Origin of the sequence: Fulvimarina thalattae (assembly GCF_040239565.1) — a bacterium.
In the GTDB taxonomy this organism is placed as follows: Bacteria; Pseudomonadota; Alphaproteobacteria; order Rhizobiales; family Rhizobiaceae; genus Fulvimarina.
Genome location: NZ_JBEHWS010000014.1, coordinates 1 through 18,663, shown reverse-complemented (window position 1 = coordinate 18,663; position 18,663 = coordinate 1). Strand labels below are relative to the sequence as shown.

At 62.7% G+C, this 18,663-nt stretch carries 15 protein-coding genes, 1 tRNA gene and 1 pseudogene; 4 read left to right on the top strand and 13 right to left on the bottom strand.

What is annotated here, in order from left to right:
• Positions 1-29 precede the first annotated feature (29 nt).
• The 7 genes from ABRA89_RS15935 to ABRA89_RS15905 all read right to left on the bottom strand — a co-directional run bounded on the left by ABRA89_RS15935 (position 30) and on the right by ABRA89_RS15905 (position 6,873).
• On the bottom strand, positions 30-722 hold the full coding sequence (locus tag ABRA89_RS15935) for a L,D-transpeptidase (protein ID WP_349942485.1): 693 nt from the start codon (positions 720-722) through the stop codon (positions 30-32).
• Between the two features lie 252 nt (positions 723-974).
• Positions 975-2,237, bottom strand: coding sequence for a multidrug effflux MFS transporter (locus ABRA89_RS15930; RefSeq protein ID WP_349942484.1), 1,263 nt, complete (start codon positions 2,235-2,237; stop codon positions 975-977).
• Positions 2,238-2,414: 177 nt separating this feature from the next.
• The gene (gene grxD / locus ABRA89_RS15925) at positions 2,415-2,762 is read right to left on the bottom strand and encodes a Grx4 family monothiol glutaredoxin (protein ID WP_349942483.1); all 348 of its coding nucleotides are present in this window, start codon (positions 2,760-2,762) and stop codon (positions 2,415-2,417) included.
• An 85-nt stretch (positions 2,763-2,847) separates the two neighbouring features.
• Positions 2,848-3,768, bottom strand: a complete 921-nt coding sequence (locus ABRA89_RS15920) for a hypothetical protein (protein WP_349942482.1) — start codon at positions 3,766-3,768, stop codon at positions 2,848-2,850.
• Between the two features lie 23 nt (positions 3,769-3,791).
• Positions 3,792-4,025: a BolA family transcriptional regulator gene (locus ABRA89_RS15915; protein WP_349942481.1), complete on the bottom strand. Its 234-nt coding sequence runs from the start codon at positions 4,023-4,025 to the stop codon at positions 3,792-3,794.
• Positions 4,026-4,110: 85 nt separating this feature from the next.
• Positions 4,111-6,333 (bottom strand): phosphoribosylformylglycinamidine synthase subunit PurL, encoded by a 2,223-nt coding sequence (gene purL, locus ABRA89_RS15910; protein ID WP_349942480.1) that lies wholly within the window; start codon positions 6,331-6,333, stop codon positions 4,111-4,113.
• 123 nt (positions 6,334-6,456) lie between these two features.
• Positions 6,457-6,873: a hypothetical protein gene (locus tag ABRA89_RS15905; RefSeq protein WP_349942479.1), complete on the bottom strand. Its 417-nt coding sequence runs from the start codon at positions 6,871-6,873 to the stop codon at positions 6,457-6,459.
• A 174-nt stretch (positions 6,874-7,047) separates the two neighbouring features.
• Between ABRA89_RS15905 and recJ the strand changes: the two genes are divergently transcribed.
• Both recJ and ABRA89_RS15895 read left to right on the top strand, forming a co-directional pair.
• Entirely contained in the window at positions 7,048-8,832 is a 1,785-nt protein-coding gene (gene recJ / locus ABRA89_RS15900; protein ID WP_349942478.1) for a single-stranded-DNA-specific exonuclease RecJ, read from the top strand.
• Between the two features lie 225 nt (positions 8,833-9,057).
• Complete coding sequence (locus ABRA89_RS15895) at positions 9,058-10,479, top strand: methyl-accepting chemotaxis protein (protein ID WP_349942477.1); 1,422 nt, start codon at positions 9,058-9,060, stop codon at positions 10,477-10,479.
• Between the two features lie 153 nt (positions 10,480-10,632).
• On the opposite strand, the gene ABRA89_RS15890 is transcribed toward ABRA89_RS15895, so the two are convergent.
• Genes ABRA89_RS15890 through ABRA89_RS15880 form a run of 3 tightly spaced genes read right to left on the bottom strand, consistent with a single transcriptional unit; the run spans position 10,633 to position 14,518 of the window.
• A complete protein-coding gene (locus ABRA89_RS15890) occupies positions 10,633-11,598 on the bottom strand; it encodes an ABC transporter ATP-binding protein (RefSeq protein WP_349942476.1) in 966 nt (321 codons plus the stop codon).
• Positions 11,595-13,577, bottom strand: a complete 1,983-nt coding sequence (locus ABRA89_RS15885) for a dipeptide/oligopeptide/nickel ABC transporter permease/ATP-binding protein (RefSeq protein WP_349942475.1) — start codon at positions 13,575-13,577, stop codon at positions 11,595-11,597. Before ABRA89_RS15885 ends, ABRA89_RS15890 begins: the two co-directional genes overlap by 4 nt.
• Complete coding sequence (locus tag ABRA89_RS15880; RefSeq protein WP_349942474.1) at positions 13,574-14,518, bottom strand: ABC transporter permease; 945 nt, start codon at positions 14,516-14,518, stop codon at positions 13,574-13,576. The genes ABRA89_RS15885 and ABRA89_RS15880 overlap by 4 nt, the downstream gene beginning before the upstream one ends.
• Positions 14,519-14,758: 240 nt before the next feature.
• Between ABRA89_RS15880 and ABRA89_RS15875 the strand changes: the two genes are divergently transcribed.
• Entirely contained in the window at positions 14,759-15,334 is a 576-nt protein-coding gene (locus tag ABRA89_RS15875; protein ID WP_349942473.1) for a hypothetical protein, read from the top strand.
• 208 nt (positions 15,335-15,542) lie between these two features.
• Complete coding sequence (locus ABRA89_RS15870) at positions 15,543-15,959, top strand: GlcG/HbpS family heme-binding protein (RefSeq protein ID WP_349942472.1); 417 nt, start codon at positions 15,543-15,545, stop codon at positions 15,957-15,959.
• Between the two features lie 31 nt (positions 15,960-15,990).
• Here ABRA89_RS15870 and ABRA89_RS15865 read toward each other — a convergent pair.
• The 3 genes and pseudogenes from ABRA89_RS15865 to ABRA89_RS15855 form a co-directional block, all read right to left on the bottom strand.
• Positions 15,991-16,067: transfer RNA gene (locus ABRA89_RS15865), tRNA-Pro, on the bottom strand.
• Positions 16,068-17,229: 1,162 nt separating this feature from the next.
• On the bottom strand, positions 17,230-17,634 hold the full coding sequence (locus ABRA89_RS15860) for an endonuclease domain-containing protein (protein WP_349942471.1): 405 nt from the start codon (positions 17,632-17,634) through the stop codon (positions 17,230-17,232).
• 843 nt (positions 17,635-18,477) lie between these two features.
• Positions 18,478-18,663: pseudogene (locus ABRA89_RS15855) on the bottom strand (IS5/IS1182 family transposase); the annotation flags it as partial.

Sequence of the window (18,663 nt, the reverse complement as noted above, 5' to 3'; positions counted from 1 at the left end):
CTTTTTAAATGTTGTCTTGAACTCGTCCGTCAGACGGTAGCCGCGCCGTCCTGATAGGCACCGCGCCGCACGATGACCTTGGTGCCGATCGGCACCCGATCTTCCAGATCGATCACGTCCTGATTCATCATGCGAATGCAGCCCGAGGACATCGACCGGCCGATCGTGTGAGGCTCGTTGGTGCCGTGGATGCGGAAATACGTGTCGCGGCCGCCGCGATAGAGATACATCGCACGAGCGCCGAGCGGGTTGTTGAGGCCGCCCGGTACGCCGCCGGCATACTGCTTGTAGCGACCCGGATCGCGGTCGATCATGTTGTTCGTCGGCGTCCAGCCCGGCCAGTCCGCCTTGCGCTTGATGGTCGTGGTCCCGGAAAAGGCGAAGCCCTGTTTGCCGACGCCGATGGCATAGCGACGCGCGGTGCCGCCTTCCTGAACCAGGAAGAGATAGTGGTTTTCAGTATCGACAACGATCGTGCCCGGCTTTTCCTTGCCGGTCCAAACGACTTCGCGGCGCACATTGCGGTCCTTCAGGACGGCAGGCGAGATCGCGGGTACGATGCGTCCACCGTCTTCCATGGAGCCGTACATGCTCGAGAGTCCGCCATCGAAGGCGTAACCGAGCACGCGGCTTGAGGGGCCGGACATGCTCGAACATCCGGAGACGAGGAGCCCTGACGAAAGGGCGATTGCGACGAGGACGCCGCGACGGGTTTTGATCATGGGGCTCACCACACGGATTTCTTCGGCCGAGTTCCGCGCCAATCTGCAGGAAACATGGTTGATGAATCCTTACCGCGCGAAAAGACGGGATTATTCCACGGCCCTTCGCCCCAAGTCTGCGAAAGCGGATTGCACTACGCAAGCGAAAGCGCCACGCAAGCTCCGGCATTATCGCATTCGCGCAACGGATGTCACGGAACGGCAACATTTCGACCCGACACACGTGTGGTCTGCGTGGCGATTGCGGAGATATTACTCCGCGGGCTGTTCCTCAGAGGCCTTTGGACGGCGGTTCTTTCGCTTGAAGAGACCGCCATCGGCAACGAGTGCGCAGACAAGTGCTCCCGTGGCGAGAACGCAGAAACCCACCAGAAGCGGTACGATGCTGCCGTCGTAATAAGAGCCGATGATCGCGCCGAAAACGCCGCCGCCGAATGTCTGCATGAAACCGAGAACCGAAGAGGCGGTGCCGGCGACATGGCCGAGCGGGTCCATGGCGAGCGAATTGAAGTTCGTCCCTATGAAGCCGAACAGACAGAAATTCAGCGTCATGACGGGCACGAAGAACCAGATCGGTGTCGCCCCGCCCAGCTCGTAGGCGACGAAGCCATGGAAGAGGGCGAGCCCGAGGAAGCCGAAGAGCGCCGCATGTGAGAGCCGCCTCATGCCGAAGCGCTCCACCAGGCGCGAATTCACGAAGGACGCGAGCGACATGAAGACAGCGGTGATCGAGAAGATCAGCGTGAAATAGGGGCCGAGCCCGTAGGTCTGCGTGAAGATCTGCTCCACCTGGTTGATGAAGCCGAACAGGACACCGAAGATCAGCGACGTCGCCATCGTGTAGCCGAACGCCGTGCGGTTCGTCAGCACGATCCGGAACGCCTCGAAGACGCGCTTTGCCGTCAGTTCACGCCGGTTCTCGGGAGCCAGGGTTTCGGGCAGCCGTGCGATGGACCAGATGCTGATTCCGACAGCAAAAAGCGCGATCGCGATGAAGATCTCGCGCCACGAGCCGAAGAGCATGATTCCCTGGCCGATATTCGGCGCGACGACCGGAATCGCCATGAAGACCATCATGACGAGAGACATGACGCTCGCCATTTTTCGACCGCCAAAACAGTCGCGCACGACTGAGATCGCGATAACGCGCGTCGCGGCTGCGCCGACGCCCTGAAGAGCGCGCAGGCTGAGAAGAATTTCGAAGGTCGGCGATGCGATCGCAACGAGCGACGCGCCGATATAGAGTGCAAGTCCGCCGAGCAGGATGGGCCGCCTCCCGAACCGGTCCGCAAGCGGGCCGAACACCAGCTGAGCCGCCCCGAAACCGAGCAAGTAGGCCGTCAGCACGAGCTGCCGCTGGTTCTCGTCCGCCACGCCAAGCGCCGAACCTATGTCCTGGAGAGCCGGAATGAAGATGTCGATCGCCGCCGAATTCAGGGCCATCAGGCAGGCGATCATGAGTACGAGTTCCCAATAGGGGAGGCCTCGCGTATCGGCGTTCGACGCGGCGGACATGGATGCGGCTTTCAGATTTTTCGTAACACGAGATATTTGTGCGGCGCAAAAACGCCGACAAGTCCGCGAAACAGTTTGTTTCACGAATGAAATGGATCGCTCCGGCGTATCCCGCAAATGATAAAGGCCCGCCAGATGGCGAGCCCTCAAGATTGCGTGTAGCTCTGGAAGCCCGGCTTAGCCGGCTGCGGGCTGCGGTGCCGTCGTCGAGATGCCGTTGTCTTCGAGTAACTGCTTCAGCTCTCCGGCCTGGAACATCTCGCGTATGATATCGCAGCCGCCCACGAACTCGCCCTTCACGTAAAGCTGCGGGATCGTCGGCCAGTCGCTGTATTCCTTGATGCCCTGACGCAGGTCGTCCGAGGTCAGGACGTTCACGCCTTTATACTCAACGCCCATGTAATCCATGATCTGCACCACCTGTCCCGAGAACCCGCACTGCGGGAAGGACGGCGTGCCCTTCATGAAGACGACGACGTCGTTCGATTTGACTTCGCTGTCGATCCAGTCCTGAATTCCAGACATTTGGAGAAACCTTTCATTGTGCCTTTGGAGGGCGGTCCATACTGTCCCAGATAGCCGCCGTATTGGTGAAATTCTAGCCCTGCGCTCACCAGCGGGTTGCCCAGTCCGGTGGCTGAACCTGTTCGAAGCGGTGTTCGGTGAAGTCGGCGATGACAGTCGCACTGCGCAGGATATCGGAATGTGAAACGGCCCCGCCGACAGTGAATATCCGGCCGTCGCCCGAAAAGAGCAGCTCGCCATTCTGCCGTTGAAACACCCAGTCGCATCGCCTCAGTCCCTGCCGGACCACCATCGTGGCGAATTCCATGTGCGCTTTTGTCATCAACTCCTGCGGAGAGGTCGCGCAGCGCGAATCCGTAGACTCGGCCTTATCGAGCAGGCTGTCAAAGCGGAATTCATCCGGAAGGGGAGCTCTCTCGTGAGGCAGCATCGCGTCGGCTCGCTCGAAGATCGACACATGCCTTGCGCTTTCGAAATGGCCCCCACCCGTCCATGTGCCAAATGCAGGCCAGAGCGCAAGTGCCGTGAAAAACGGGGGCTTGCTGATCGCCGTCCAGGTGTCGCCTATGACAGGGCGGCGTCGGAAGCCGGCATGCTTGAGCCCACCCTGCTTCGAGATAGCGTGCTCGCCCGGACCACGCATATAGTTGGGTAGTTTCTTCTTCGACCTGCGTTGCCTGATGGACGCTGTGCCTTCGGAGTAAATCTCTTTCGTCGTGCCGCCGCGATAAAGTGCCTGTGCTCCTTTGCCCTGTGGATCGCCACGCGCTGGAACCTTGTGCCTCTGAGCGGCAAAATAGAGAAGTAAATCACCCTTGGGACTGAGGTCATAAAGCCTAACGTCGCCGCGCATCCACTGGCCCGGCGTGAAATTGTCGTTCAGCAGGTGCCATATGATCAGTTGATGCTGGTTCTGGCCCCTTCGCAGAGCGATAATTGCCACCGGTGCATTGCGGGCGAAGAGAACCTGCGTCCGATATCGGGGGGCTTCGTTCTCATGCGACATCGACAGCCACGGAACATTGTCTCTTATTTCGGCGCGCTCGTCTGGAGCGCCAGCGCATGTAGTTCGTCGCCGAGCTTGCCCTTGAGAGCCCGGTTGACGAGCTGGTGCTGCTGAACTCGGGACTTGCCCCGAAAGCTCTCCGAGACGATCTCGGCCGCATAGTGATCACCGTCGCCCGCGAGATCGCGAATCGTAACGGAGGCGTCGGGAATCGCGTCCTTGATCATGCGTTCGATGTCACCGGCATTCATCGGCATCGGCGGTTTCCTCGTGTTTCTTGTCGTGCTGGCAGAAAGGTAAGCCCGAACACCGCGCCCTGCAATTGCCTGACGGTGTAATCCGTCAGGCCGCTGCCGGTTCGACGATCTCGCCGGACATGAAATCGGGGAACCAGCTTTCGTGGGCGACTGCCAGCTCGCCAATATCGAGTTCCAGCCGATCCTCGATCTTCAGCCGCGTGCCGCCGGCAACGCCAAGGCGGCGGAGCGGCACGCCCGCGATCTCGGCTTCCTTGGCGATCCGCTCGGCCTCTTCGGGCTTCACGGCGATCACATAGCGTGCCTGATCCTCGCCGAAGAGCAGCGCATGGCCAAAACCCTGGCCGGCGTCGATCCGCATGCCGCGCGATGACTTGATGCACATCTCGGCAAGCGCAATGGCGAGCCCGCCGTCGGAAAGGTCATGGCAGGCCTTGGCGATCGCGCCGGTGATCAGCTTGCGCACGAAATCGCCATGGCGGCGTTCGGCCTCGAAATCGACCGGGGGCGGGGCACCTTCTTCGCGGCCCTCGATCTCCCGCAGATAGATCGATGCGCCGAGATGGCTGCCGTCGCCGCCGACGAGGAAGAGGACGTCGTCGTCCTCCATCGCGCCGATGGTCGCCGTCTTCGTGCGGTCCTCGATCAGGCCGACGCCGCCGATCGTGGGCGTCGGCAGGATCGCCTGTCCGTAGGTCTCATTGTAAAGCGAGACATTGCCCGAGACGATCGGGAAGGCCAGGGCCTCGCAGCCCGCGCCGATGCCCTCGACGGCCTTCACGAACACCCCCATCAGCTCCGGCTTTTCCGGATTGCCGAAATTGAGATTGTCGGTCGCAGCCAGCGGCGTCGCGCCAACAGCCGTCAGATTGCGCCAGCATTCAGCGACAGCCTGCGCGCCGCCACGATAGGGGTCGGCATCGCAATAGCGCGGCGTCACGTCGGAGGAGAAGGCGAGCGCCTTGGTCGGATGCTCGTCGACGCGCACGACGCCGGCATCACCGCCCGGCCTTTGCAGCGTGTTGCCCTGGATGAGCGTATCGTACTGCTCGTAGACCCAGCGGCGGGAGCAGAGATCTGGCGAGCCGAGAAGCTTGAGGAGAACCGCGCCGTAATCGGCCGGCTCCGCGATATCGCAGGCGGCAATCTCCACGCGCGGCTTAGGCTCCACCCAGGGCCGATCATATTCAGGCGCTTCGTCGCCCAATTCCTTGATCGGAAGATCGGCGACTTCCTTGCCGTCGAACATGATGCGGAAGCGCTTGTCGTCGGTCGTCTTGCCGACGATCGCGAAATCGAGATCCCACTTCTTGAAGATCGCCTCGGCGACCTCACGCTTTTCGGGGCGCAGCACCATGAGCATGCGCTCCTGGCTCTCCGAGAGCATCATCTCGTAGGGGCTCATCGAGGTTTCGCGCACCGGCACAGCGTTGAGATCGAGCTCGATGCCGAGATCGCCCTTTGCGCCCATCTCCACCGCTGAGCAGGTGAGGCCAGCCGCGCCCATATCCTGGATCGCGATGACGGCACCTGTCTGCATCAGTTCGAGGCAGGCCTCGAGCAGGCATTTTTCGGTGAACGGGTCTCCCACCTGCACGGTCGGGCGTTTCTCTTCGATCGTTTCGTCGAATTCCGCCGAAGCCATAGTCGCGCCGCCGACGCCGTCACGGCCGGTCTTGGCGCCGAGATAGACCACCGGAAGCCCGACGCCTTCAGCTTTCGAATAGAAGATCGCATCCGTCTTCGCGAGCCCTGCCGCAAAGGCGTTGACGAGGCAGTTGCCGTTGTAGCGGGCGTGAAAATTCACCTCGCCGCCGACGGTGGGGACGCCGAATGAGTTGCCGTAGCCCCCGACGCCCGCGACGACGCCCGCCACCAGATGGCGCGTCTTCGGGTGGTTCGGCTCGCCGAAGCGGAGCGCATTCATTGCCGCGATCGGCCGCGCGCCCATGGTAAAGACGTCGCGTAAAATCCCGCCGACGCCCGTCGCCGCGCCCTGATAGGGCTCGATGAAGGAAGGGTGATTGTGGCTCTCCATCTTGAAGACGACACAGAGCCCGTCGCCGATATCGACGACACCGGCGTTCTCGCCCGGCCCCTGAATCACGCGCTCGCCCTTGGTCGGCAGCGTGCGCAGCCATTTCTTGGACGACTTGTAGGAACAATGCTCGTTCCACATGGCCGAGAAGATGCCGAGCTCGGTGATCGTCGGATCGCGGCCGATCAGCCCGCGGGCGCGCTCGTATTCGTCGGGCTTCAGGCCGTGAGCTGCGACGAGGTCCGGCGTGATGGCGATGTCGGTGTACATGGCGTCTTTCGTGGCAAAGGCATCGGTTTTTCTGCGTGTGCTGTTACAGCATCCCGCTTCGCGCACAAAGAGCCGATCGGGCGTTCCGCAGAGTTCCCGCGCACCTTTCCACCCGTTCCGCCGTCAGCCACCCGAACCGGGTGCGCCGGGCGGCGGAACGAGGCCGATCGTCTTCAGGACGAGAGCCATGATGAACATCGCGGCGAACCAGTGCACGCAGTGAAACGCGATCCGTGTCGCCGGAACGCCGCGATAGCCGAGAGAGACGACGAGCGCCGGCACCACGAAGCCGATCCAGATCACGACGGCACTCCCAAGCGCCATCGTCCATTCGCCGGCCTCCGGCGGAGCGAGGATGAGCGCGCCGGCGAGAATCGAGCAGAGCCAGAATTCGGCGAGGAAGACGACCGCGACGAAGCCAATGGATCGCCGACCGCCGACGCCGGATGAGGGCAAAACCTTCGACATGGCCGCACCGAAGGCAAGGCTGGCGAGCGTCGCAGCGAGAATGGGAACGATGTTCAGGAGAATATAGATCAAGGCTGGCGCTTCTTTCCCGTCGTTCTGATCTGGAAAGGCTATCGCTCCGGCAATGCGAATCAAGGCGCTGCGGCAACCTGCACGCCTGCGTCCGGTTTTGCTGCATTCATCAGCTGTGGATCGCAGCGTCGGACCACCCTCCCGCTCGTCGGTCGCATCGTCTATGACAGCCCAATGGCGCAGAACGGACAGGCATTTCTGGGAGTCGAGCGGTCGCTCAGCGGGCGCAAATGGCGTGCGGCGCTGGATGAGCGCGGCGAGGGGCTGGCGCTCGCCATGAGCCAGAAGCAGGGGATCGACGAGATCGTCGCCCGCGTGCTCGCCGCCCGCGGCGTGCCGGGCGAAGAGGCCCACAGCTTCCTCGCACCCCGCCTCCGCGAACTCATGCCCGACCCTTCCGTCCTCACCGATATGGACGCCGCGGCGGACCGCATTGCAACGGCGATCCAAAAGCGCGAACGCGTCTCGATTTTCGGCGACTACGACGTGGACGGAGCCTCTTCCGCCGCTCTCATGTGGCGATATCTGAACCATTTCGGGATCGACGCGCGCATCTACATCCCCGACCGCGTGACCGAAGGCTACGGCCCGAGCGTTCCCGCAATGCGCGAACTCGCATCCGAGGCAAACCTCATCGTTACGGTAGATTGCGGCACCGCGAGTTTCGATCCGATCGACGCTGCGAAGGGTGCCGGCGCGGATGTCGTCGTTCTCGACCATCACCAGACCGGACCGGACATTCCTGCCGCCTCCGCCATCGTCAATCCGAATCGCCAGGACGATGTTGCTGGCCTCGGCTATCTCTGCGCAGCCGGCGTCGTCTTCATGACCCTCGTCGCGATCAACCGCGCCTTGCGTAATCGCGGCTATTCGGACCTGCCCGATATTCTCGCCTGGCTCGATATCGTCGCCCTCGCGACAGTCTGCGACGTCGTTCCGCTCACAGGGCTCAACCGCGCCTTCGTGGTCCAGGGCCTCAAGGTGATGCGGACGATGGAGAATGTCGGGATTGCCGCCCTGACGCGGATCGCGCGGCTCTCCGGCCCGATCGAGCCCCATCATCTCGGCTTCCTGCTCGGCCCGAGAATCAATGCCGGCGGGCGGATCGGCGATGCGGCACTCGGTAGCCGCCTCCTTTGCCTCACCGATGCGACAGAGGCCGAAGCGCTTGCCGCGCGTCTCGACGCGCTCAATCAGGAGCGCCAGGCGATGGAGCAGGTCATGCTCCGTGATGCCGAAGAGGCGGTCCTGCGCGAGATCGGTGCGGGTGAGGGGCCGCCGGTTCTCGTCACATCGTCCGGCGACTGGCATCCAGGCATTGTCGGCCTCCTCGCCGCCCGGCTCAAGGAGCGCTTTCGCCGCCCGGCCTTCGCCATTGCCTTCGACGTCAACGGAAAGGGCAGCGGCTCGGGCCGCTCGATCGCCGGCGTCGATCTCGGCCGTTTCGTGCGCGAGGCTGTGGCCGAAAGCATCATCGAAAAGGGCGGCGGCCACGCCATGGCGGCGGGCATCACCATAAAGCGCGAGCGATTGTCCGATTTCCGCGCGTTCATCGAAGAACGCGCGCTGGACGCTGTTACGCGCACACGAGCAAACGAGAGCCTCGGCATCGATGGCGCGATCGGCGCATCCGGCCTCTCGCCCGACCTTTACCGCGCGGTCGAGGCCGCCGGCCCGTTCGGCCAGGGGCATGTGACGCCGGTCTTCGCGCTCGGAAACTTGCGCGTGCTCAACGCCTCTGTCGTCGGCCACGCCCATGTGCGTGCCACTGTGGGAGGGCCTTCCGGCGGACGGGCGGACATCATCGCCTTCAAACAGGCAGAGACCCCGATCGGCGAGCGGCTGCTGAAGCGGTCTGACCGGCCGGTCCACATCGCCGGCTCTCTTTCGCTGGATCGTTTTCGAGGCCAGGAAAAGGTACGCCTGCGCGTCATAGACGTCGCCGACGCGCCGATCTGAAACAAGACCTGCGCAAGTCACCGCGTGTAGCGATACGTGGTATTCGCAATGCTATCTTAGATGTTCGAAGCGATGCGAAAGGTCGATTGGATCTTCTGCGGAGATCGCAAGTGCCGCAAGGCACCATGACGCCGCGATCGGAACGTCATGTAAATAACAATTCGTTGATAAATTTCATTCACAATAGCGCGAAAGCAGCGAAAGCAGCCTCGGGGGAACGCAGACGTGTTTGGTAAAAATCGTCAGAAGCGCAGTTATGGCGAGCAGGTTGCGGAGGCGCTTTTTCGCACGTGCCCGGACGCCTTGTACGTCATTCAGGATGGCGTCATTTCCGATTGCAATAGTGCGACCGAAACCTTCCTTCGAGGATCGAAAGAGCAGATCATCGGGCTGAAGTCTGATCAGATTTCTCCCGAACTGCAGCCGGATGGCAGCAGGAGCGCGGAAGGTGCGGCCGCCCACGCCAAGAATGCGGTGCGTGACGGCATCACCCGTTTTGAGTGGCGCGTCAAACGCCTCGATGGCTCCGAATTTCCCGGTTTCGTGACACTCGTCGCCACCGAGGTCGATGGCCGCCCGGCAATCGCCTGCTTCCTCGTCGATATGACCATCATGGTCGATCTCAGGAATCAGCAGGAAGAGCAGAAAAAAGCCGAAGAGGCCGCCGCAGCGAAGCAGAAGCGAGCCTTCGACGTGCTCGCAAACGGTCTCTCAAAGATTGCCTCCGGTAATCTCTGCGTCCGTGCGTCCAGGGATATGCCCGAAGGTTTCGACGCGATCGGTCAGGATTTCGACGCTGCCGTCGTCGCGCTTTCGCGTGCACTTTCCGAGGTCGCGACCTCCGTTCGCTCCGTCTCAGCCACTTCGGATGAGATCGCCAGCACGTCGGACGACCTGTCTCGCCGAACCGAACAACAGGCCGCGACGCTCGAAGAGACGGTCGCCGCGTTGAACGAGATTTCGCGCGCTGTCGATCAGACCGCGAAGAACACCGGCGAAGCGCAGAAGGTTGCGCAGAACGCGCGCACCAAGGCGGAAAGCGGCGGCGCGGTCGTGTCCAAGGCGATCGGCGCGATGACCCAGATCGAGGAATCCTCGCACAAGATCAACCAAATCATTTCCGTGATCGACGAAATCGCCTTCCAGACGAATCTGCTGGCGCTCAACGCCGGTGTCGAAGCGGCCCGAGCCGGCGAGGCCGGCAGAGGATTTGCCGTGGTCGCCCAGGAAGTGCGTGCGCTCGCCCAGCGCTCCGCGCAGGCTGCCAAGGAAATCAAGGGCCTGATCTCCACTTCTTCGGAACAGGTGACTCTCGGCGTCGAGCTCGTCACGGCATCCGGCAAGAGCCTCGACGAGATCGTCCAGGAAGTCGCGACGATGACCGAGGTCATCAACGAGATCGCAAGCTCTGCGACATCTCAGGCAACCGGCCTTCGCGAGCTGAGCGGCGCAGCCGACAACATGGACAAGGTGACCCAGCAGAACGCAGCGGTCGTCGAAGAGGCAACGGCTGCCGCCAGGTCGCTTGCCGAAGAAGCGCGGAAACTCGATGGCATCGCCCACCGCTTCCAGTTCGATGGAGACGGTACGGTTTCACATGAGCGACCAGCCAGCAGCGGGCGCATGCATCGTAGCATGGCTGCCTGACGGGGTCTCCGGCTGGAATTTTGCTCTCATCGAAGATGGTGCGACCGAAACCTTCGAAATCTCGGGTCCGACAATGTCGAGCCCGAGATTTTCTGCGTTTGAAGGGAGGCATTTCCACAATGGTCGCCATCTGGCGATAGCAGTAGGGCATTTTCATATCGACAGCGGATGATGACAAGCCGCCTGCTGCTCCGAGCTAGCCAGCTTCGCTTCCAACGGCGGATCGACCTCTCGGCAATCACTCTCCACTCTTGGACACCGTTCCGCAAAGGCGCATCCCTTGGGCGGATCGTAGGGATCGGGCAGTTCGCCCGTATCGCGGCCGGCGGCGACGCGTCTCTGGCCCGGTACAGGGGCTGAGCGCAGAAGCAGATCCGTGTAGGGATGGAGCGGTTTCTCGAAGGCGCTGCGATCGGGCGCTTCTTCGACGATCCGTCCGAAATACATGACGGCCAGACGCGTTGCGACGCTTTCGACCACGGCCAGATCGTGACTGATGAAGATGTAGGTCAGGTCACGCTCGCGCTTCAGCTGGCCCAGCAGGTTCAGCACCCGCGCCTGCACCGATACGTCGAGCGCCGAGACGGGCTCGTCGAGAACAATGATTTCCGGATCGGCAGCGAGCGCCCGCGCAATGCCGATGCGCTGGGCCTGTCCGCCAGAAAATTCGTGCGGATAGCGCTCGAGAAAGCCTGGATCGAGATTGACGGCCTCGCAGAGCTCTTCCAGCCGGCTCCTGCGCTCCGACGAATTCAGCCCCCGCAGATGTTTCATCGGCGCTTCGAGGATCGTTTTGATCCGGTGCCGCGGATTGAGAGACGAGACCGGATCCTGAAAGACGTATTGCACCTTTTGTGCCAGCGCCTTCGCACCGCCGGCCGTCAGGTCCTTGCCGTTCAACCGGATCGTGCCTGCGCTCGGCGCGTCGAGCCCCACCAGCATGCGGGCAAGCGTCGACTTTCCGCAGCCGGATTCGCCGACGATACCGAGCGTATCGCCCCGCTCGATTGCAAAATCGACGCCACGCACTGCGGTGAGTTCCGGCTTCTTCTGCCCGAAAATCGAGCGCCCGCCGCCGAAGCGGCGCGTGAGGTTCGTGACTTCCAGAAGCGGGCTCACGCGCTCGCCTCCAGCGTCTCGCCGGGCGCTAGCGGATGGATGCAGCGAGCTTCGATCCGGCCGCGCTTAGCCTCCATCGGGATGTTCCCGGTCCGGCAGTCCGGCTCGGCGCGCGGACAGCGCGGCGCGAAGGCGCAGCCCTCAGGCAGCTTGTCGACCGCGGGCGGGCGTCCTCGGATCGCCGCAAGGCGACGGTCTGGTTCGCCCATCACCGGCACGCAGTCGACCAGCATGCGCGTATAGGGATGCGCCGGGTTAGCCATTACGTCCTCGGTCGGCCCGGTCTCGACGATCCGGCCCGCATACATAACCGCGACCCGATCCGCGATCTCCGAGACGACACCGAAGTCATGGGTAATGAAGAGGACTGCCGTGCCGCTTTCCCGGCGCAGCTCGTCGAGCAATTTGAGCACCTGCGCCTGAACCGTGACGTCGAGCGCGGTCGTCGGTTCGTCGGCGATGATCAGCTTCGGATCGTTGGCGAGCGCAATTGCGATCGAGACGCGCTGGCGCAGCCCGCCGGAGAGTTCGTGCGGATAGGCCTCCATCCGCGCTGCGGCATTCGGAATGCGCACCTGCCGCATGAGCGTCAGCGCCTTTTCGCGTGCCTTCGTCTGGCCGATGTCCTGATGGGCTCTGATCGCCTCGATCAGCTGTTCGCCAGCGGTAAAGAGCGGATGGAGCGTGGCCAGCGGGTCTTGGAAGACATAGGCGATGTCGCCGCCGCGAAGGTCGCGCAGGCGCTTGTCGGAGACTTCGAGAAGGTGTTCGTTTCGAAAAGCGATCCGGCCGCCGGCGATACGTCCGGGCGGCGAGGGGACGAGCCCGGTGAGGCTCATGGCGGTGACGGATTTTCCCGAGCCCGATTCGCCGAGAAGCCCCAGGCATTCGCCGGGCGAGATTGTGAGATCGACGCCGCCCACTGCCTTGTGGACGCTGCTGCCGATTTGGAATTCGGTCCTGAGATCGGCGACATCAAGGACCTGATTTCCAGTCTTTGGAGACCCCTCTCTTTCGCCTGCGGCGACATCTCTTCCCGGTGGGGAGTGAGGGGTGCCGGTGGCCAATTCCGTGCGGGCCGAGGGTCTTGCCAGCGCGCCCGATCTCAGGCGCGGGTCGAGGACGTCGCGGATGCCGTCGCCGAGGAGATTGATCGACAGGACGATGAGGAAAATCATCAGACCCGGCACCAGCGAGACGAAGGGCGAGGTGAAGAGCACCTTGCGGCCCTCGCCGAGCATCGAGCCGAGATCAGCCTGCGGCGGCTGCGCGCCAAGTCCGAGAAAGGAAAGCCCGGCCGTCTCGAGGATCATCCAGCCGATCGTCGTAGAAAGCGTGATGACGATGGTCGGCAACACGTTTGGCAGGACTTCCGTCGCAATGATCGAAAGGTTTGACTTGCCGGAAAGCCTGGCCGCATCGACGAATTCGCGGCGGGCGAGGCCGACGGTCAGGCCCCGAATATTCCGCGCAAAGAAAGGCACGTTGACGATCGCGATCGCATAGAGCGCGTTGATGAGCCCCGGGCCGAGAATGGCCACGATCGCCAGCGCCAGCAGGATATACGGAAACGCCATCATCAGATCGATAAAGCGCATGAGCGCCTGATCCGTCCGTCCGCCAGCATAGCCCGCGACGAGCCCGATCGTGGAGCCGGCAAGCGCCGCAATCAGGGAGGCCGAGAGGCCGACCGCAAGGGAGACCCGCGTTCCCCAGATGAGACGCGAGAGGAGGTCGCGGCCGAGCGCATCCGTGCCGAGGATATGGCCGTCGGTCAACGGTCCGACGAGGCGGTTTGCCGGATCGGTGGCGTTCGGATCGGCGAGAGGTAGGAGCGGCGCGAGGAGGGCGGTGAGGACCACCAGAACCAGAACCGCGAGCCCGACGGTCGCGAGCCTGTTGTTGAAAAGAAGCGCGATCGAGGAGGGCCGCCCGGCGCCCGTCTTCGCTTCGCTTCCGTTGGCTGTGACGGCGCTCATTTCAGCCTCGGATCAAGCGCGACCTGGAGGACGTCCGCGAGGAGGTTGAAGAGAACGTAGGAAGCCGCGACCACCAGCACGCCGCCCTGCACCAGTAAAATATCGCGTTGGGAAATAGCGTTCACCAGCATCGCGCCGATACCCGGCCACTGAAATACGGTCTCGATATAGACCGCGCCGCCCAGCACGAAGCCTGCCTGGATGCCGATCACCGGGATCACCGAAACCAGCGCGGCCTTGAAGGCGTGGACATAGATCACCCGCCTCTCCGACAGCCCCTTGGCGCGAGCCGTGCGGATATAATCCTGCCGCAGCACTTCCAGCATGGCCGTCCGCGTCAGCCGCGCGATGACGCCGGTCGCGACGACCGCCAGCGTCACGGCGGGTAGGACGAGGTGGTAGAGCACGTCCAGCGGCCCGCCGCCGCCATAGACCGCCTCCATGCCGCTTGCCGGAAACAGCCTGATCTTCACCGCGAAGAACAGGATGAGGATGAGCCCGAGCCAAAACGACGGGACTGAGATGCCGATCAGGACTGCGACAGTGATCGCCTTGTCGGCGAAACCGAACTGGCGAACCGCCGAGATGATGCCGGCGAGAAGACCGAAGAGCGAGGCGAGGACGAGTGAAGCGCCGGCGAGGATCAGCGTCGCCTGAAAGCGCTCCAGAACCTCGTCGATCACCGGTCGGTTGAGCGCGTAGGAGCGGCCGAAATCACCCTGCAGCACGCCCGAGAGCCAAGCGAGATACTGCTGTGGCAGGGACTTATCGAGGCCGAGATCCGCGTTCAGCTCTCGTACATTCTCCGGCGTCGCATATGAGCCGAGGATCGCGGTCGCCGGATCACCGGGGATGAGCGCGATCATCAGGAAGACGATGATGGACAGGCCGAACAGCACGGGGATAGCAGCGAGAAGCCGCTTGGCGATGATGGAAGTCAACGGTCGATCTCATTGCCTTCGTTGTTCGTGGTCTCGATGGCCATGCCAATCACACTTGGCCCAGTATGCATGCAAGTCACGGCTTCGAGCGGTGCGCGGAAAGGTGACAGCTTGATGCGACCAAGGCGCTTGCGATGCGTTCTCTTGAATCTTGCCGGTTCCGATATGCCCGCCAATGCCTATCTCAATAGCCAGCACATCGAGCCTGATCGGCCGAAACCTTTATCGACGAAGGATTTGATGACCTTGAAACCGAAGCTGACAATCCCGGCGGTTCTTGCTTGCAGCTTGGCCTTCAGCGGGCAGGCGTTGGCGCAGACGACGAGCGAGACGCCGGCGGACGCGGCTCCCACCCAGGCGCCGCTTTTGACGCCGGAAATCCTCACAGAGCGGCTCAACGCCTCCGACATCTGCACGCCGCTGACCCTGAATCTCAACGACATCACCAGCCTCTTCGGCGTCGCGATCCCGAGCTATCTGCCGATCGACCCGAATCTGCGCTGGGACCAGAACGCCCATACGGTCGAGAACTTTATTGCTAACGAGGGCTCGTTCGAAGCGACCATCAAGATCGGCTGCCAGCCCTCCTCCAACGGCGTGATCTTGGAATTTCTCGGCCTGACGGCCGATAAGCTGCGTTTGCCGGGCCAATCCTATTGCGCGGGTGCCTTCGGCGAGAACGGCGAGCTCATCGGCAACGACTGCACGATCGAGGGGCGGATTGTGCCCTATGTCGGCAAGACAATCGATCTGGAGAGCCGGGTCGAGCGTGGGCTGACGACCGAGATACCCACCGAGAACCAGACCGCCCAGTGATGGTCCGGTCAGTTTAGCCTATTGCGAGATCAGGGGCACAAAGCTGACCAGTGCGAAGCGTTCTTTCTTGATTCCCTGCATGGCGCTGGCCCTCCGCGAAGGCGGCGTCCGAAATCTCGTCTTTCGGACGCGCGGAATATTGACTTGGCGGCGGAAGCGACAGGTTTGTCCTGTAGACCCACGAACACCGGTTGGAGGAAACGAGCCGATGAACACCAAGGATACCAAGGTTCTGACCCATGAGGGCGCGCTGGCCATGCTGAGGGCGGCGATCGACAAGGCGAGCGAGATCGGCCAGCCGCAATGCATCGTTGTGGTCGATGCGTCGGGCGAGACGATCGCCGAGGTGCGGATGACCGGCGCGAAGTTCCTCAGCCGCAAGAGTGCGCTCACCAAGGCGCGGACCGCCGCCTCCAACCGTGCGCCCTCGGGCAATGTGCCGGATCATATGCGCCCGCATCTCGAGCTTGCGACGCAGCTGAGCGTGACCGGTCTTCCGGGCGGGTTGCCGATCGCGTTCGACGGCGAGGTCGTCGGCGGCATCGGCGTCGGCTCGGGAACGGGCGATCAGGATCTCGAAGTCGGCCGGGCGGGGCTCGCCGCTGTCGGTGCCGACGCGATCTGACGCGGTCGATAAATTTCGATTTTTGGGAAAATGGTCGGAGCGAGAGGATTCGAACCTCCGACCCCTTGGACCCCATCCAAGTGCGCTACCAGACTGCGCTACGCTCCGCCGTGGCGACAGATAATCCGGCACGGGCCGCGACGCAAGCACGGATTGGCGCGTTGGGTTCATTCCGGTCTGTCGGGCCGGTTTCATGCGTGATGTATGTGCCGGCAAGAGCGGGGCAGCAGACGCACGGGCGCATTGCCGCGCCGCTTTCGCAACCGGGGTTTGAGTGAAGCCTCATGATTGTCCGACCCTTTTCGTGAAGGGCGGCGAAGCGCCGGAGGCGGGCCCTCCAGGTGTTTCCTGATATACGGCTCGCCTCCGGCGCTCCGCGCGGGGTTTGTCGTCATCGCTGCGCTGTCCATCGATCCTCGCGCCCGCCCGACCCGACCCGCCGGCGGTCCGCGCCGATGGTTCGGCGCGAAGGCGGACGGGCGGCTCCCGCGCGGTGACGGGTCCCGATGTTCGGCGGCTGTTGGCGTTTCACCCCGACAGGGGTTCAAGTGGGCCGATCCACGCCCGTCCCGTAGTGGACGAGGAGCCAACGGGGCCGCGAGACGTCCGAGTCGCACGCCCCTCCGGAAGGAGCCGCGCCGCAGACACCGCACCAACCGCTTCGAGAGCGATCCCGGCGATCACCCGTGCCCCTCGGAAGCGATTGGCGAGTGTGAGTATGCGTGTGGTTTGTGGGGCGGGGATAAGATTTTTGTTGGGCGGGGACGGCTTTGCTGTGGCGTAAGGCTTAGAGACGGTCGTCATCCCGGGCTTGACCCGGGATCCATTCCTCTTCGCTTTCGGCATAGATGATCGTGCCATCGCCACCCACGTCAGGGAGGAGTGGCCTCTGGAATGGATCCCGGCTCGGAGGCCGGGATGACGAAGGAGGAGAGGGTGGTTGTCCCTCTTGAGCGCTTTGCCGAGGCGGTGCCGCATTGCGGAGTTGCTAACGGCACGCACCCTCTCTCCCCTTGAGGAAGAGAGTGAGGAGCGGTCCCCTTGCGGACGGAAAGCAACGCTTTCCGAGTGACGAACGCCCGGAGCGTAAGCGGAGGGCCGATCTTCGGCTTAGCGCCGCAGGCGCTAAACGTTAGAAATCGCAAGAGAGGGGTTCGCGGAGTTTCGGCCGGATTCGGTGGGGAGGAGAGACCGCATACCCCCCTCTTGTCTTTTCTGAAGTTTAGACCGTGCTGCGCACGGCCTAAACTTCGAAAAGACGTTCTCCCCCTCAAGGGGGGAGAGGGGTGCCAGACGCATTCTTCGCAATCCTCTCTCTGGCGATGGCGGCGATGCGTGTCGCTACCGCGTCGACATCCTCGATTACGTCGTCATTGTCGATGCGCAGCGTGAGATAGCCGGCTTTGGCGAATGCCGTGTCGCGGTGGCGGTCGCGGGCGGCGTTTGCCGCAAGGCCGATGTGCTGCCAGTCGTCGAGTTCAACGATCAGCCGGGCCTCGTGGCAGACGAGATCGGCGATGAAGCCGAGCATCGGGACCTGCCGGCGAAATCTGAGGCCGGGCAGGCGGTCGGCCCTGACGCGATGCCAGAGAATTCGCTCCGCATCGGTCGGCATTCTCCGCATCCGCCGCGCATACCCGCGATGCTCCGGCTTGACGTCGCGATGGGACGGCATGGCATAATCTTTTGAGTGTCGATCTTGCAATCTTAGATGATGGTGTGGGGCTCGTGAAGCGCTAAGATGCGTTCTGGTGCCGAGACGGTGCCCCGCGCGCCCTCTCTCCCCTTGAGGGAGAGAAAGCGATTTCTTCGGCTTAGCGCCGCAGGCGCTAAACGTTAGAAATCGCAAGAGAGGGGTTCGCGCAGGTTCGGCTGGATTCGGTGAGGAGGAGAGACCGCATACCCCCCTCTTGCCATTCTCAAGGTTTGGTCCGCGCTGCGCACGGCCCAACTCCTTGGAATGGCTTTCTCCCCCTCAAGGGGGGAGAGGGGTGCGCGGCGGTTTCTTCGCGATCCTCTCTCTGGCGGTTTGAGATCATGGGTTCAGCGATTGGATCCCATTCGTCGATTTGTCACTGCCTGTGAGACCCACTTTTGAAAACCTGATCAGGGCATAGAATGTCGCCCCTTTGGCCCTGCACAGCTCTTCTCTGGGAACTTACGTTGATGCCGAGACGGTGCCCCGCGCCCTCTCTCCCCTTGAGGGAGAGAAAGCGATTTCTTCGGCTTAGCGCCAACGGCGCTAAACGTTAGAAATCGCAAGAGAGGGGTTTGTGGAGGCTCGGCCGGGTTCCGTGGGGAGGAGAGACCGCGCACCCTACACGTCTTTTGATAGTTATAATGTGCTCACAGAAGTCAAATCCGTCTTTCAAATTGGACACCTCGAAGAACCGCGATTTCCGACGGACGAAGGCAGCTTGAATGTCGTTTCGGGATTGCGAGTGGTCTGAGGCGCCGCATTTCCATGGTTCTCGCGTTTACGGACCGCTTTTCAGCCGCCTGGCCGGCGTTCTCGCTGTCATGCGGGCGCACCTCGCCCCTGATGCCAGACGAAGCGCGTGAGATTGTAGGCAAGATTGACCATGCCGATCTTCGCCTCGGCGCGCACGATGCCGATGGTTCGGATGAACGCGCCCATCGGCCCCTTCTGGCGGGCGAAGACGTGCTCGACCTTCGAGCGGATCGCCGAGCGCCGGCCATTGGC

Bases quoted from the DNA above. Each gene is read 5' to 3' on its own strand.
- ABRA89_RS15935 (WP_349942485.1), bottom strand. From the start codon at position 722: ATGATCAAAACCCGTCGCGGCGTCCTCGTCGCAATCGCCCTTTCGTCA.
- ABRA89_RS15930 (WP_349942484.1), bottom strand. From the start codon at position 2,237: ATGTCCGCCGCGTCGAACGCCGATACGCGAGGCCTCCCCTATTGGGAA.
- grxD (WP_349942483.1), bottom strand. From the start codon at position 2,762: ATGTCTGGAATTCAGGACTGGATCGACAGCGAAGTCAAATCGAACGAC.
- ABRA89_RS15920 (WP_349942482.1), bottom strand. From the start codon at position 3,768: ATGTCGCATGAGAACGAAGCCCCCCGATATCGGACGCAGGTTCTCTTC.
- ABRA89_RS15915 (WP_349942481.1), bottom strand. From the start codon at position 4,025: ATGCCGATGAATGCCGGTGACATCGAACGCATGATCAAGGACGCGATT.
- purL (WP_349942480.1), bottom strand. From the start codon at position 6,333: ATGTACACCGACATCGCCATCACGCCGGACCTCGTCGCAGCTCACGGC.
- recJ (WP_349942478.1), top strand. From the start codon at position 7,048: ATGGCGCAGAACGGACAGGCATTTCTGGGAGTCGAGCGGTCGCTCAGC.
- ABRA89_RS15885 (WP_349942475.1), bottom strand. From the start codon at position 13,577: ATGAGCGCCGTCACAGCCAACGGAAGCGAAGCGAAGACGGGCGCCGGG.
- ABRA89_RS15875 (WP_349942473.1), top strand. From the start codon at position 14,759: ATGACCTTGAAACCGAAGCTGACAATCCCGGCGGTTCTTGCTTGCAGC.
- ABRA89_RS15870 (WP_349942472.1), top strand. From the start codon at position 15,543: ATGAACACCAAGGATACCAAGGTTCTGACCCATGAGGGCGCGCTGGCC.
- ABRA89_RS15860 (WP_349942471.1), bottom strand. From the start codon at position 17,634: ATGCCGTCCCATCGCGACGTCAAGCCGGAGCATCGCGGGTATGCGCGG.